This is a genomic window from Paenibacillus nuruki (assembly GCF_001721045.1).
In the GTDB taxonomy this organism is placed as follows: domain Bacteria; phylum Bacillota; class Bacilli; order Paenibacillales; family Paenibacillaceae; genus Saccharibacillus; species Saccharibacillus nuruki.
In genome coordinates, this window is record NZ_MDER01000044.1 from 34517 (window position 1) to 47143 (window position 12627).

The following is a 12627-nucleotide window of genomic DNA, read 5'->3' on the forward strand; positions in this document are numbered from 1 at the left end:
GTCTATTCCAAATGACATTGGTGATTGTACCTTTAGACGAAAGACCTTGTAATTATAATTTCCCTTATGAACTGACACGAGGAACATCATATCAAGCTGTGCGTCCTCCGCAAGAATGGATGGGACGCAAGAAAATAGCCGCAGATACCGAACGGCTATGGACATGGACACAATTGGAATGTCAATCGGCTGACGGAGCAGTGATATCCCTAGATACACTATTGTACGGCGGGATTGTGCCTTCCCGTCTACATGAACTGGATGTGACCGAACTGACTTGTCGTTTGGATCGATTACGGATACTCAAAGAGCAGAATCCTGCACTTAAATTGTTCGCTTTTCAACTGATTATGCGTTGCCCACAGTACTCTTCCTCAGACGAAGAACCGGATTATTATGCTGATTGGGGACGAGAGATTTTTCGCAAAGGGTATCTAGAACATTATGCAGAAGAACATCCATTAACGACCGAAGAACAACAAGAACTGGACGATATCAACAGTCGCTTACCTCAAGAAGTGCTGGATGATTATCTAGGTCGTCGTGCGGTAAATCGGGAGATCAATCAATTAGCACTCGATTATGTAGAACAAGGTGTGATCGACTTTCTGATTTTCCCGCAAGATGATTCGGCTCCTTATGGATATACTGCTAGAGATCAGCAGGAGGTAAGGGCACGTATTCGAGCATTGCGTCTAGGCTTGCGTGTCTATATGTATCCGGGTGCAGATGAAGTTAGTTGTACATTGGTGGCTCGCATGATCAATCAGTTGAATCATACTATTCCTCGGGTCTATGTGCGTTTTAGCTCGGTAAATGGAGCTTTGATTATTCCTGCGTATGAAGATCGGCGACTGTATGAAACGTTAAAATATCAGATTATTGCGGCAGGCGGTATGGTTGCTTCTGATGAACAAAGTGCGGATATCTTATTACTGCTCAATACCGCAGGTGAAAAAATGGGTGAAGCCGTCTATCAAGGATCACCGTCTGCTAATTATGATACTGAACGGACAACCGTAGAGTTAGTAGAGTATGCAGGCTACATATTGGATCGTCAGCCGGATGCGGTAGTGGCTATTGGAGATATTGCCTATGCTAACGGTGGTGATCTTGAATTGCTGGATTTACTTCGTCAGCGAGGCATTTTGTATCAACTGGCAGGCTATGCAGGCTGGAATACCAGTTCGAATACATTAGGAACGGTTATTGCACAATCGATGATCTATCAACAATATGGAGCCACTCCAGAGCATATGAATTTTCTAGCGCTACGTTATGTGGAAGACCTAGGCTATGATTCTGTTGTACGTAAATATTTAAGCAATGGGCCGATTCAAGAATTGGGTCTGGATAAATTTCAGTTAGATGGAGAACGTGGATATGTGGCTGAGATGGTACGTAGTCATTTGGAGCAATTTATAGAGCAACATTTACAAGAAAATGGTGTGCAGATCGATATTCAAGATTGCTATATGCCGTGGAATCGGATGTTTGAAGTGGGGTTATCGATTCGAGCCCATCTATCGTTAAAAGATCACAAAGGAGAACAACAATGACAGAACAAATAAAACAAACAGATGTGGTAGTAATCGGTGGCGGTCTAGGAGGCTGTATGGCAGCTCTTGCCGCTGCGAAGCAAGGATTGACTGTAACCTTAACAGAACCGACAGACTGGTTAGGTGGACAGCTTACATCACAAGCTGTTCCGCCCGATGAACATCGCTGGATAGAACGTACAGGAGCAACCGCTACATTTCGTGAATTTCGTGAACGGGTACGCGACTATTATCGTCGGAATTATCCGTTAACAGAGGAAGCACGTAATAACCCAATTTTGAATCCGGGCAATGGATGGGTGAGTCGATTAGCGCATGAACCTAAGATTGCACTAGATGTATTACAAGAAATGATGTCGCCGTATATCCATACTCAGCGTATCCAAGTGCTATATCATACGGTGCCTGTTGAAGTAGCAACAGAGTATGATCGTATTGTATCGGTTACGGTTAGTCATACCCAAGTAACCGGATCAGTCGGTCAATATACACAGTTAATCGGTCAATATTATCTGGATGCTACAGAAGAAGGAGATCTTCTAGAGCAGTCTGGAACAGAGTATGTCAGCGGAGCAGAAGCGAAGTCAGATACCGATGAACCGCATGCGCTAGAACACGCTGATCCGCTAGATATGCAGTCGATCACTCATGTAGCCGCTGTGGATTATGTGGAAGGAGCAGATTTCACGATTGAAAAGCCAGCAGAATATGAGTACTGGCGTGAATATATGCCTTCTTTTTCCCGTTTCCCTATCTTAAGCTGGTATGCTTCTGATGCAAACGATACAACCAAGTTAAAAGAGTTCACGTTGTTCCCTAACGATCAAGGTGTGACTTCATTATGGGATTATCGCCGTATTATCGATCCAGCTATTTGGGAAGAACCCCTTCGTTCACAGATTCAAGAAGTCAGTCTACTCAATTGGGCGCAAAATGATTATTATGCAGGAGCAGTGACAGGTGTACCGATCTATGAACGTACGCAAAATCTAGAAAGTGCCCGCCAGCTTACTTTTTCATTAGTATACTGGTTGCAGACAGAAGCGCCACGTCTAGATGGTGGTAAAGGCTTCCCGGGTATTCGTTTGCGTGGAGATATTCTAGGGACAGCAGATGGGCTTGCCAAAGCGCCATACATTCGCGAGTCTCGCCGTATCAAAGCGCTATACACGATTACCGAACATGATGTGAGTAAAGAGTTACGCGGGGCTGAAGGAATCAAGCGATATGAAGATAGTGTGGGTGTAGGAAGTTATTCACTTGATCTACATCCAACAGTCAAAACACATCGTACATTTTATATTCCTAACTATCCTTTTGAGATTCCGTTGGGATCATTAATTCCTGTGCGTATGACTAATCTTTTACCTGCTTGCAAAAATATTGGCATGACTCAGATTGCTGGCGGTTGCTATCGTCTGCATCCTGTCGAATGGAATATTGGAGAATCCGCAGGTTATTTAGCTGCATACGCGATCCAACAGGGCATTACACCACGTGAAGTCTACGAATCAACAGAACATGTCAGTCGTTATCAAGAGATGTTGATAGACGCAGGTGTTGTTCTGCACTGGCCTGAGGATGTAGAACAAGAAGTATTGAACCCCCAGTAAAACGTCGTTATGTCTTTGTAAATGATGAATAGATTAAATAGCCTTTTGTCCATATCATTGGACAGAAGGCTATTTTTGAATACTGAATATAATACGATAGCGTGAAAGATCATCACCATGATCATGATTGAATCTGAAGATCATTCTGCTAATCCTGTTGTCACCAGTTCTAACAATTCAGTTCGTAATGTCTGCATAGCATCTTCATAAGGCATGCGTAGATATTTACTCAGATGCTTCATGTCTTCTTCGTAATAGTGAAGTAGCTCTAACATAGCCGCTTGATCACCATGTTGTTGAACCATGTGTAATAGATTTACGAACTGATCTTCTGAGAGAGATACTGCAAGCTTTTGCGCTTCCATCGGTTCACCGCCTGTTGACTGATTTGTAGTTGCTCTGCTAATTGCGCTTCGGTCTGCTGATCTAGGTATAATCCTCGAATAATTTGTTTTCCCTGAGCAAAAGGTAACGAATCAATCAGTTCTTGAACCGCTATCAGACTATCAAATTCTTCTGCTGGAAAAGAGTGATACTCATTGGTTTCTAACCATGTATGGATCGACAGCTGCTCCGAACGAGCACGTACTTTATTCCGATACTGGATACGCCAGGCGATCTGTTTGAGCTGTTTACGATAATGCTCGGATAATGAAAGAATCTGTGGCATCATGATTTCTCCTTTATAACGTTTTCCTTATTTTGTTACTTAAGGGAACTTATGTTCTTATTTTATAATAAAAAAGAAATGATGAGGTTGGAGATACGGTTAATTTATAGCGATTTATCAGCTGATTTATAGCGAGGAAAAAGATGGACTTTTTGGAAGACCTTTAATTGACACTTGATCCCATCTATAGAAAGAGATAGTGTAGAGGTTGAATATCTATAGATCGTTAGTGACATACACGATTATTTTGGAGAAGAAAGGTGTTTTTGCATGTTATGCTTAAAATTCTAATGTTTATTTTTCTGATTCAGATTGTATATGTAACGGCATATACGTTAAGAACGATCCTTACACTTAAAGGACAAAAATATATAGCATCGGCGATCAGTATTGTTGAAGTCGTTATCTATGTTATGGGGCTTAATCTGGTTCTCAAATATCTCGATCAACCGCTAAGTCTAACGGTATATGCGATTGGATATGGACTCGGTATCCTGCTCGGTTCTTGGATTGAGGAAAAGATTGCTCTTGGTTATATCACCGTCAAAGTAATCAGCGATGTACCGAATCAACGTCTAGCCGAAGTGTTGCGAGACAAAGGATATGGTGTCACTTCATGGCTTGGACAAGGACGAGATGGTGACCGAATCGTGATGGAGATTCTAGCCAAACGCAAAAATCAGGACAGTCTGTATAAGACCATCCTGTCTGTCGATCCCAAAGCTTTTGTAATTATGGTGGAGCCGCGCGAATTCCATGGTGGCTTCTGGACGAAGGCAATTAAACGCTAATTGAAACCTGTCGATCGTGTAGAAAATCTTTCGCAATCAGACGCCCTTTATCTATGCCCTTCAATGATGAATTGTTTATAACCTATTCAGTGGTTTAAATAATGATTGAAGCAAATAAGAGGAGGGCTTTTGATATGCAAACGAATATTCCAACAAAAAAGCTAAATGATGGACTGGATATTCCAGCGATCGGGCTGGGTACTTACTCGCTTAATGGTCACAAAGGTGTGGAATCGATCAAGCAGGGGATTGAAGTGGGTTATCGGCTGATTGATTCTGCTTTTAATTATGAAAATGAAGGTGCTGTGGGTAAAGCGGTACGTGAAAGCTCAGTCCCTCGTGATCAGTTACGTGTCTGCTCGAAATTACCAGGACGGCATCATGCGTATGACGAAGCATTAGTCACCATTGAAGAATCACTACTTCGTACCGGACTGGATTATTTTGATCTTTATATTATTCACTGGCCGAATCCGAAAGTAGATAAATATGTAGAAGCATGGCAAGCGATGATTGAAGCACAAAAACGCGGTTATGTCCGTTCGATCGGCGTTAGTAATTTCTTGCCAGAACATCTGGAACGGATTATCGCTGAAACTGGTGTAGCACCCGTGCTGAATCAAGTAGAATTGCATCCGTATTTCGAACAGACAGAACAGCGTGCTGCAAATGATAAACATCAAATCATCACTGAATCATGGAGTCCGCTTGGTCGTGGGCGCGGAGAAAGTGTGCTTGAAGATGCAGGTATCAAAGAAATCGCAACCGCTTATGGCAAAACACCGACTCAAGTGATTCTACGCTGGCATACCCAGCTAGGTGCTGTACCTATTCCGAAAGCTGGCTCACTAGAGCATCAACAGGAAAACTTGAACATTTTTGATTTTGAGTTAAATGAAGAGCAAATGCGTACCATTTCAGCATTCAGTAAAGACAACAAACGTCTGTGGGATCAAGATCCAGCAGAGTACGAAGAATTTTAAACAAAGCACATCTTGAAGTACAGTTCACTACTATACAACCAACGTAAAAGATACAAAAAAGGCATCCTTAATGGATGTCTTTTTTTGGTTTAAGCTGTCTATAAGTATTTAAAGTATCTCTTATAATAACAAGTGCACATGGCGTTTCAACCACTCTACATAACTTTGCTCACGTGCTATCGCTTTGGTCAGTACGAGATAATGTCCGAGATGAGGATGATCGAAATGCATAGCACCAGATGTATTTTCCTCGCCGAATAAAGGAATGAGTTGCTCATATTCCTGTTTTAAATGAACCAGCTTCTCTTGGCGCTGTTGTAGTTGATTTTCAAATAATATGCGTGCTTCTTCTTGTGATAACGTATGGATAAAATACATTTTCAACATAAACGCATCTTTCTCTGTTTCAGGCAACGGTTCTGGCGATAATGCCCATTCTAGCAGTTCTTTTCGTCCAGCTTCAGTGATCGTATACATTTTTTTTTCTAACTTTTCCCCTTGAATCTGAGTACGAAAATGAAGCAAACCTTCGTCCACCAACTTGCGAAGCTCTGGATAAATCTGACTATGTTTGGCACTCCAGAATTGACCAATTTCTTTTTTAAATTGACTGGTGATATCATAGCCACTGTATTCTTGACGATACAATAAACCTAGAATCGCATATTTCAATACTCGCACGATCATAATCCCCTTTAAATATAGATTTGTGTATATTTGACCATAGCATATCAAGATGTTAAAATAAACATGTTGATATTTACATGTTTTATAAAACAGTTTGCAAGACAGAGTGAATGATATTTGAATTCAAATTCTAGAAAGCAGGTGCTGTATAATGGAAAACTTTGTAGGAAGTCATATGATTTATACGTATGAGAACGGCTGGGAGTATGAGATTTATATCAAAAATGATCATACTATCGATTATCGTATTCATAGCGGTATGGTGGCTGGACGTTGGGTTCGCGATCAAGAAGTCGATTTGGTGAAATTAACAGAAGGTGTATACAAAGTAGCTTGGACAGAACCAACAGGTACAGACGTAGCGCTGAACTTTATGCCTCTTGAAAAACGAATGCATGGTATTATTTTCTTCCCTAAATGGGTACACGAACATCCAGAAATCACAGTATGTTACCAGAATGATCATATCGCTTTGATGGAAGAATCTCGTGAAAAATACGAAACATATCCTAAATATGTTGTCCCTGAATTTGCCGATATTACATTTATTGAAAATGCAGGCGTAGACAATCAAAACGTAGTTGCACAAGCACCTTATCCAGGTATGACCGATGATATTCGTGCAGGTAAAATAAAATAAATAATGATTTCATATACATCATAACAACATCATATAGCATTCATCTGAATGACCAAAAAGGAACGTCTTTGAGACGCTCCTTTTTTTATTTGTCTACTATTCTATTAGGCTTGGTGGTCTGCATCATTAGTTAAAGCGATAGCTGATTCACGTTCAATTACACGACCAGGTACAAGTGCACGTCCGAAAGTGTAATACGGATTACTTACTTTTTTCAAAATGGACTGTACGGCTAACTTTGCCATGCGTTCGATATCGACTTCAACAGTCGTGAGTGGCGGCCGGGTTAATGTGGCATAGATATCATTATCAAAGCCGGTCACAGAATAATCTTGAGGCACATGGTAACCCAAGTCCTGCAATTTGTTAATTAGATTATGCGCGACCTGATCGCAGTTACAGACAAACGCACTTGGCATAGGATCAGGTAACTGAATATCAATATAAACACCATCTTCATCACGGTCATTCAATATCCATTGTTGTTGCAAAGGGATTCGATGTTCCAACAACGATTTGTAATATCCTAGAAAACGGTCTTGAATACTACTGGTCGAGTGTAAAGTACCGACATACGCAATATCCCGATGACCCCCTCGAATCAACAAGTTCGTTAATTCATACGCACCGTAAAAGTTATCGGTAACCACAGCATCCATTTCTACATGCTCATCATAGAAGTCGAGAAAGATTTTGGGTAATTGCATTTCTTGCATAGCTTCAATATAGGGCTTGCCGATCTGCCCCAAAATAATCAACCCATCTATCTTTTGTTCATAATACAATCTTGGCAATGTAAGCATCGATTCTTCATGTTCGCCTAAAGTGGTCATAATGCCATAATAGCCACCTTGTTCAAGGATCTTTGCAATGTATTTGTAGATACGAAAATAAAAGGAATGATTGGTACCTGTAAATCGCTCAGGAATCATGACCCCGATATTGTAAGATAATCCATCTTTCATTGATTTGGCAGCTGTATTATAGCGGTAGCCCATTTCTTCAGCTACTTGTTTAATCTTTTCTTTGAGACTATCACTGACTCCGTCTTTATCTCCAAGCGCTTTGGATACGGTCACACTACTGATATTCAAGCGATCTGCGATATCCCTCATCGTTACTTTATGATTCATAGGTACGCCCTTTCATATTGATTTTGACTATTATTATATCAACAATACTATTATGTATGTACTTAATCGATAACTTTCATCGTATATCTATATACCATTTGAATGCACGATCATTGGGAATAGGCTAATATAAAATACATGATTATTGATAAGCAGGTGAACATATAGATGCAACTACAACCGATAAACGAGTTATTACGGCAAGCCATTACTGCTGAAGCTGAGTTAGATGATCGATACGTCAGCGAACGTCAAATTATTTATACGACCCTTCATCACCATCATATTGAGCGATTTCGCTTGAATGCGAATCATCAGACCTATATTTTTAAGCCGCTATCTTTACAACAACAATGTTATCAAGAACTTTGGACGTATACACATGTTATGCCCTTATTGCCTGACCTATACCCGCAACTACTAGCTTATTCGGCTACAGATAAATTATCTTTTTATTCAAAGGATGATCGACCGGCATGGATCATCTTAGAGGATGCAGGTACGCTCAATCATTTCCATACCGAGCAGACTTTGTTCTATATGATAGATCAAATGGTAAAATGGCATCGTATTCCTATATTATCGATTCCAGAATTGCCTGGGGATGGGCAAAAGCCGTCTATTCTAGTAATGACAGAGCAACTATTATCTCAATGGGGTACATTTGAAATATTCGTACAACAGCATATCAAGCCAAATAACAGTCAAACACGTTGGCTTCATAGGATGCCAGTGTTAAAGCAGACTATACAACAGCATTCGTGGACGATGTCAGAAGTATTATGTCATGGTGACCTTCATGCGGGTAATTATGGATATAACTTAGCAGGACGATGTATCATTTTGGATTGGGAACATTGTCATCGCAATACGCCTTTGTGGGATTTGTATCATTTAATTGATCTGTCGCATCCGTTGTTCCCGCGTGCTATGAATATCGATTTGCGCTTACAATTGTTGTCTTATTATTGGGAACAGCAAGTGAATCCTACGATATCTAAGTCACAGATGATACAGGAGTACGTTATATTTGCTATAGTCTTTTCCAGTTGGATGCTGTTATTAATCCAGCAAGACTTACAGCAAGATCAACCGATCTGGTCACATGAACAATTACGTCTTCAGCAGACAGAAGTATGGGATCATCTAGAACAATGTATACAGATGTGGCACTCCACAATTATAGATTATTCTACAAAAGAAAAATAATCAAAAAACCTCGATAGCTAACTAACAGCCACGAGGTTTTTTTGGTGCTTATATAAATAGGAGTCATTCTTTTTTTAGAATTTCAATGAGTATCCTTCTTTATCACGGAATTTGCCTAAAATAATAATGATGATATCAATAATGACCCAGACTCCGCCAAGACCCGCTGTAAATAACATCAAAAGCCCTGTTCCGACTTTACCTACATAAAAACGATGTATCCCTAAATATCCGAAGAAAATACATAACAATAAACTGACTAGATTGCTTTTACGACTATACATAGCGTTCCCTCCAAAGTGTGTTGCTTATGAGATTACATACGTATTCAAAGCGGTCAAGGTTCCTCTTTTCATCATTTAAAGGTATATTTAGAATATACACACTACAACACAATAGACGCAAATAACGAAAAATAATAGAGATTTCTTTGGAGGAATAGTATGCAAAAAGTTGGACTGCTTATGCGCAAAATTCAATTTAGTGAGAATCAAGGGCCACGTGTGTTTGCAGAACGATTACAAGCATTAGGACGAGAATTAGGCGTAGAGATCGTCTTTATTTCACCAGAGCGTCATGTGAGCGGATATGATTGGCTTCCCGGGTATGAACACGAGAAGAGTGATCTGGTGAACTACGATATTGTATTAGATCAGATCCATAAAGAACAGATTGAGCATGTTATTTATACGGTGTCTGGCTTTACGTATTTAAAAATGTTTTTGCCGAAAAGTGTACTGTTTCCACATAGTTTCCCTGATCCTGCGCTAACAGGATACGAGATGATGAAACCTTTTTATAATATGGTCGATAAAGCCGTAGTACAGACTCCTTTTCTCAAACGACAGTTAGCTTCACAATTCAATATTCATGATGTCGATGTGATTCCAATAGGATTTAGCGAAACGCTGGCAAACAAACATTTCGATCCTTCACAAGTGGTGGAAAATCGAATCTTGTGGATTGGACGAGATGAAGAAAATCGCCGTCCTGATCTGGTACTCAAGTATGCTCGTCAGAATCCAGACAAAGAAGTATTTATGGTATTTGGTGGCGAACGTTATCGTGAAAGTATGCAGAAATATGATATTCCATCCAATATTCACTTACGGTTTGCTTTATCGCAAGATGAGATTTTCCAATTGATGAATTCCAGTAAAGTGTATTGGAGCTGTTCTAAATTTGATACATTTGCGATGCCGCTTACTGAAGCATTAGCGATGGGCAAAATTGTAGTCAAACCAGAACATCCTTGTTATGACCATATTAGTTCGACCCATGCTTTTGCAGGGAATGAGCGCAATTGGTTTGAACTGGTGAATATGGCAGCAGCCTCTCCACGCCAATTTTCACAAGATAATCGGGATTATGCGTTTGACACGTTTTCCAGTTCGATTATGAAAGAAGGGTATCGTCAATTTTTCTCGGAATGGTTGAAATAAACACAGTAGCTTAGAATCTAAAGAAAACATAAGGACGTGGAACCGTTATGACAACATTACGCAAAGCGATTATAGATACCGATACTGCTGGTGATGACACGATCGCTATTTTGACAGCACTTCATCATTTTGATGTACAAGGCATTATGATGACAGGTGGGAATGTACAATTTGATCAGGAAGTGGAAAATGCACTCTATACGATTCAAGTCGCAGGTAAAGGTGGAGTAGACGGGCAAATTCCTGTCTACAAAGGTTGCGAGCGTCCACTAATGACGACATGGAATCAAGAACAGCATCGGACTGTAGAAGATGTACATGGTAGCGATGGCATGGGAGGAGCGAACTTCCCTCCAGCAATCCAACGTCCAGCGGATGGACATGCAGTTGATTTTCTTATCGAAAGTGTACATAAGTACCCTGGTGAAATCCATTTACTAGCGATTGCGCCACTAACCAATATTGCGATGGCAATTCAAAAGGATCCAACAATTGTCCCAAAAATCCCTCATTTATATGTAATGGGTGGAACGAATAATGCACTCGGCAATATTACACCGGCGGCTGAATATAACTTCTATGTCGATCCCGAAGCAGCTCATATTGTTCTACGTTCAGGGATTCCAACGACTATGGTTGGGTGGGAAATGTGTACCGGGTATTCTCTGATGGACGATGACGATCATGCAGAGATTGCTGCGTTGGGTACTGCTGGAGCGGACTTTTTCAAAGCAGTCAATCAAGTCGTGATGACATTTAATAAAGAAGTACATCGTCTAAATGGTACAACTCATCCTGATACATTACTGATGGCTGTAGCCGCTAATGAAGCAGTCATGACAGAAAGCCATACGTATTTTGTTGATGTAGAAACCAAAGGCGAATGGACACGCGGATACAGCGTAGTGGATATCAATGGACGACTAGGACAGACACCAAATGTACGCGTCTGTGAAAAGATTGATCGTCCGCTGTTTAAGCAGATGTTGCTTGATGTATTAAGTGCGATTAAGTAAAAAAAATGCACGAGCATATAAATTGGTGGTAAAAGGAAAAGGCTAACTCAAAAGGTTAGTCTTTTTTTAATTAAATAAAGGCTCTTATTAAAGCTTGAATAAAAGCCTTTTTGAACGTATGATAATAGTAGTCAAAGGAGGTTGTAATTATGTATAAAGTTTTGAATGTACGTACAGAATCTATTACTAAAGTTCGTGCTAATTTTAATAAAGTGATCAAAGAAGTAAGAGAAACTCACGAACCTATATATATATTATCTAATAATGAACCAAGTGCAGTTATCTTAGATGTTCAAAGTTACAAAGAAATTATTGAACGAAATCAGCAACTTGAAAGTGAATTATTATATGCTCATACTTCTCAACGTGTGCAAAATGGGAATTCGATATTAATACCTGCTAAAGAAGTTGTGAATACAGATCTAACAGATAACCCTTATGCAAATCGAAGCGATGAGGAGTTATTTGATTAATGGCTAAAGTTGAATTTTGGGAAGAAGCTGCCAAAGATTATCGTCGTTTAGATGGGAATTTAAAGCAGTGGGTAGATGTTGCTCAAAAACGTTTAGAAGAAAGAGGCTCTGAAATTGGAAAGCCTCTACATAATAATAGTTATTCCAATCTAGCAGGTATGAAAGAGCTAAAATATGATAAATTGGGAGTTCGTTTAATATTTAAAGTTTCGCAAAATGATGAAATTGAAATTGTAGAGATTATTGTTATTGGAGCAAGGGATGAAGGAAAAGTATTTAGAACCGCCGAGGCTAGGCGTCAAAAACGGGAATAAGCACATGTAAAAGGCTAACTCAAAAGGTTAGTCTTTTGCTATATATATTTAAATATATAACTAATTCGACATTTATTTACAAATAAAAATAATTAAA

Annotated in this window: 15 protein-coding genes; 10 read left to right on the plus strand and 5 right to left on the minus strand. The window is 39.8% G+C overall.

The window, feature by feature from the left end:
- Window positions 1-11 precede the first annotated feature (11 nt).
- A complete protein-coding gene (locus tag PTI45_RS12975; RefSeq protein ID WP_069328014.1) occupies window positions 12-1559 on the plus strand; it encodes a DUF4127 family protein in 1548 nt (515 codons plus the stop codon).
- Window positions 1556-3172: an FAD-dependent oxidoreductase gene (locus PTI45_RS12980; RefSeq protein WP_069328015.1), complete on the plus strand. Its 1617-nt coding sequence runs from the start codon at window positions 1556-1558 to the stop codon at window positions 3170-3172. The genes PTI45_RS12975 and PTI45_RS12980 overlap by 4 nt, the downstream gene beginning before the upstream one ends.
- Before the next feature lie 140 nt (window positions 3173-3312).
- Here the strand turns inward: PTI45_RS12980 and PTI45_RS12985 are convergent, their stop codons facing one another.
- Both PTI45_RS12985 and PTI45_RS12990 read right to left on the minus strand, forming a co-directional pair.
- A complete protein-coding gene (locus PTI45_RS12985; RefSeq protein WP_161594258.1) occupies window positions 3313-3477 on the minus strand; it encodes a hypothetical protein in 165 nt (54 codons plus the stop codon).
- Window positions 3478-3488: 11 nt separating this feature from the next.
- Entirely contained in the window at window positions 3489-3842 is a 354-nt protein-coding gene (locus PTI45_RS12990; protein WP_245703480.1) for a sigma-70 RNA polymerase sigma factor region 4 domain-containing protein, read from the minus strand.
- Window positions 3843-4117: 275 nt separating this feature from the next.
- Between PTI45_RS12990 and PTI45_RS12995 the strand changes: the two genes are divergently transcribed.
- Entirely contained in the window at window positions 4118-4633 is a 516-nt protein-coding gene (locus tag PTI45_RS12995; RefSeq protein WP_069328071.1) for a DUF2179 domain-containing protein, read from the plus strand.
- A gap of 134 nt (window positions 4634-4767) precedes the next feature.
- The gene (locus tag PTI45_RS13000) at window positions 4768-5616 is read left to right on the plus strand and encodes an aldo/keto reductase (RefSeq protein WP_069328018.1); all 849 of its coding nucleotides are present in this window, start codon (window positions 4768-4770) and stop codon (window positions 5614-5616) included.
- Between the two features lie 120 nt (window positions 5617-5736).
- Here the strand turns inward: PTI45_RS13000 and PTI45_RS13005 are convergent, their stop codons facing one another.
- Entirely contained in the window at window positions 5737-6297 is a 561-nt protein-coding gene (locus PTI45_RS13005; protein WP_069328019.1) for a PadR family transcriptional regulator, read from the minus strand.
- 157 nt (window positions 6298-6454) lie between these two features.
- Between PTI45_RS13005 and PTI45_RS13010 the strand changes: the two genes are divergently transcribed.
- The gene (locus tag PTI45_RS13010) at window positions 6455-6943 is read left to right on the plus strand and encodes a phenolic acid decarboxylase (RefSeq protein WP_069328020.1); all 489 of its coding nucleotides are present in this window, start codon (window positions 6455-6457) and stop codon (window positions 6941-6943) included.
- A gap of 104 nt (window positions 6944-7047) precedes the next feature.
- Here PTI45_RS13010 and PTI45_RS13015 read toward each other — a convergent pair whose 3' ends face one another.
- Complete coding sequence (locus tag PTI45_RS13015) at window positions 7048-8076, minus strand: substrate-binding domain-containing protein (protein ID WP_069328021.1); 1029 nt, start codon at window positions 8074-8076, stop codon at window positions 7048-7050.
- A 168-nt stretch (window positions 8077-8244) separates the two neighbouring features.
- On the opposite strand from PTI45_RS13015, the gene PTI45_RS13020 reads away from it, so the two are divergent.
- Window positions 8245-9285, plus strand: a complete 1041-nt coding sequence (locus PTI45_RS13020) for a phosphotransferase (protein ID WP_069328022.1) — start codon at window positions 8245-8247, stop codon at window positions 9283-9285.
- Window positions 9286-9359: 74 nt separating this feature from the next.
- Here PTI45_RS13020 and PTI45_RS13025 read toward each other — a convergent pair whose 3' ends face one another.
- Window positions 9360-9569 carry a TM2 domain-containing protein gene (locus PTI45_RS13025; RefSeq protein ID WP_069328023.1) on the minus strand — a complete coding sequence of 70 codons (210 nt, stop codon included), beginning with the start codon at window positions 9567-9569 and terminating at the stop codon, window positions 9360-9362.
- Between the two features lie 159 nt (window positions 9570-9728).
- Between PTI45_RS13025 and PTI45_RS13030 the strand changes: the two genes are divergently transcribed.
- From PTI45_RS13030 to PTI45_RS13045, 4 genes are all read left to right on the plus strand, one after another.
- Entirely contained in the window at window positions 9729-10727 is a 999-nt protein-coding gene (locus tag PTI45_RS13030) for a glycosyltransferase (RefSeq protein ID WP_069328024.1), read from the plus strand.
- A 47-nt stretch (window positions 10728-10774) separates the two neighbouring features.
- Window positions 10775-11743, plus strand: coding sequence for a nucleoside hydrolase (locus tag PTI45_RS13035; protein ID WP_069328025.1), 969 nt, complete (start codon window positions 10775-10777; stop codon window positions 11741-11743).
- 149 nt (window positions 11744-11892) lie between these two features.
- Window positions 11893-12216 carry a type II toxin-antitoxin system Phd/YefM family antitoxin gene (locus tag PTI45_RS13040; RefSeq protein ID WP_069328026.1) on the plus strand — a complete coding sequence of 108 codons (324 nt, stop codon included), beginning with the start codon at window positions 11893-11895 and terminating at the stop codon, window positions 12214-12216.
- A complete protein-coding gene (locus PTI45_RS13045) occupies window positions 12216-12530 on the plus strand; it encodes a hypothetical protein (protein WP_069328027.1) in 315 nt (104 codons plus the stop codon). Before PTI45_RS13040 ends, PTI45_RS13045 begins: the two co-directional genes overlap by 1 nt.
- Window positions 12531-12627: the final 97 nt, after the last annotated feature.

Coding starts and splice junctions, on each gene's coding strand:
- PTI45_RS13000 (WP_069328018.1), top strand. CDS start 4,768: ATGCAAACGAATATTCCAACAAAAAAGCTAAATGATGGACTGGATATT.
- PTI45_RS13020 (WP_069328022.1), top strand. CDS start 8,245: ATGCAACTACAACCGATAAACGAGTTATTACGGCAAGCCATTACTGCT.
- PTI45_RS13035 (WP_069328025.1), top strand. CDS start 10,775: ATGACAACATTACGCAAAGCGATTATAGATACCGATACTGCTGGTGAT.
- PTI45_RS13030 (WP_069328024.1), top strand. CDS start 9,729: ATGCAAAAAGTTGGACTGCTTATGCGCAAAATTCAATTTAGTGAGAAT.
- PTI45_RS13010 (WP_069328020.1), top strand. CDS start 6,455: ATGGAAAACTTTGTAGGAAGTCATATGATTTATACGTATGAGAACGGC.
- PTI45_RS12975 (WP_069328014.1), top strand. CDS start 12: ATGACATTGGTGATTGTACCTTTAGACGAAAGACCTTGTAATTATAAT.
- PTI45_RS12995 (WP_069328071.1), top strand. CDS start 4,118: ATGCTTAAAATTCTAATGTTTATTTTTCTGATTCAGATTGTATATGTA.
- PTI45_RS12985 (WP_161594258.1), bottom strand. CDS start 3,477: ATGGTTCAACAACATGGTGATCAAGCGGCTATGTTAGAGCTACTTCAC.
- PTI45_RS12990 (WP_245703480.1), bottom strand. CDS start 3,842: ATGCCACAGATTCTTTCATTATCCGAGCATTATCGTAAACAGCTCAAA.
- PTI45_RS13045 (WP_069328027.1), top strand. CDS start 12,216: ATGGCTAAAGTTGAATTTTGGGAAGAAGCTGCCAAAGATTATCGTCGT.
- PTI45_RS13040 (WP_069328026.1), top strand. CDS start 11,893: ATGTATAAAGTTTTGAATGTACGTACAGAATCTATTACTAAAGTTCGT.
- PTI45_RS13025 (WP_069328023.1), bottom strand. CDS start 9,569: ATGTATAGTCGTAAAAGCAATCTAGTCAGTTTATTGTTATGTATTTTC.
- PTI45_RS12980 (WP_069328015.1), top strand. CDS start 1,556: ATGACAGAACAAATAAAACAAACAGATGTGGTAGTAATCGGTGGCGGT.
- PTI45_RS13015 (WP_069328021.1), bottom strand. CDS start 8,076: ATGAATCATAAAGTAACGATGAGGGATATCGCAGATCGCTTGAATATC.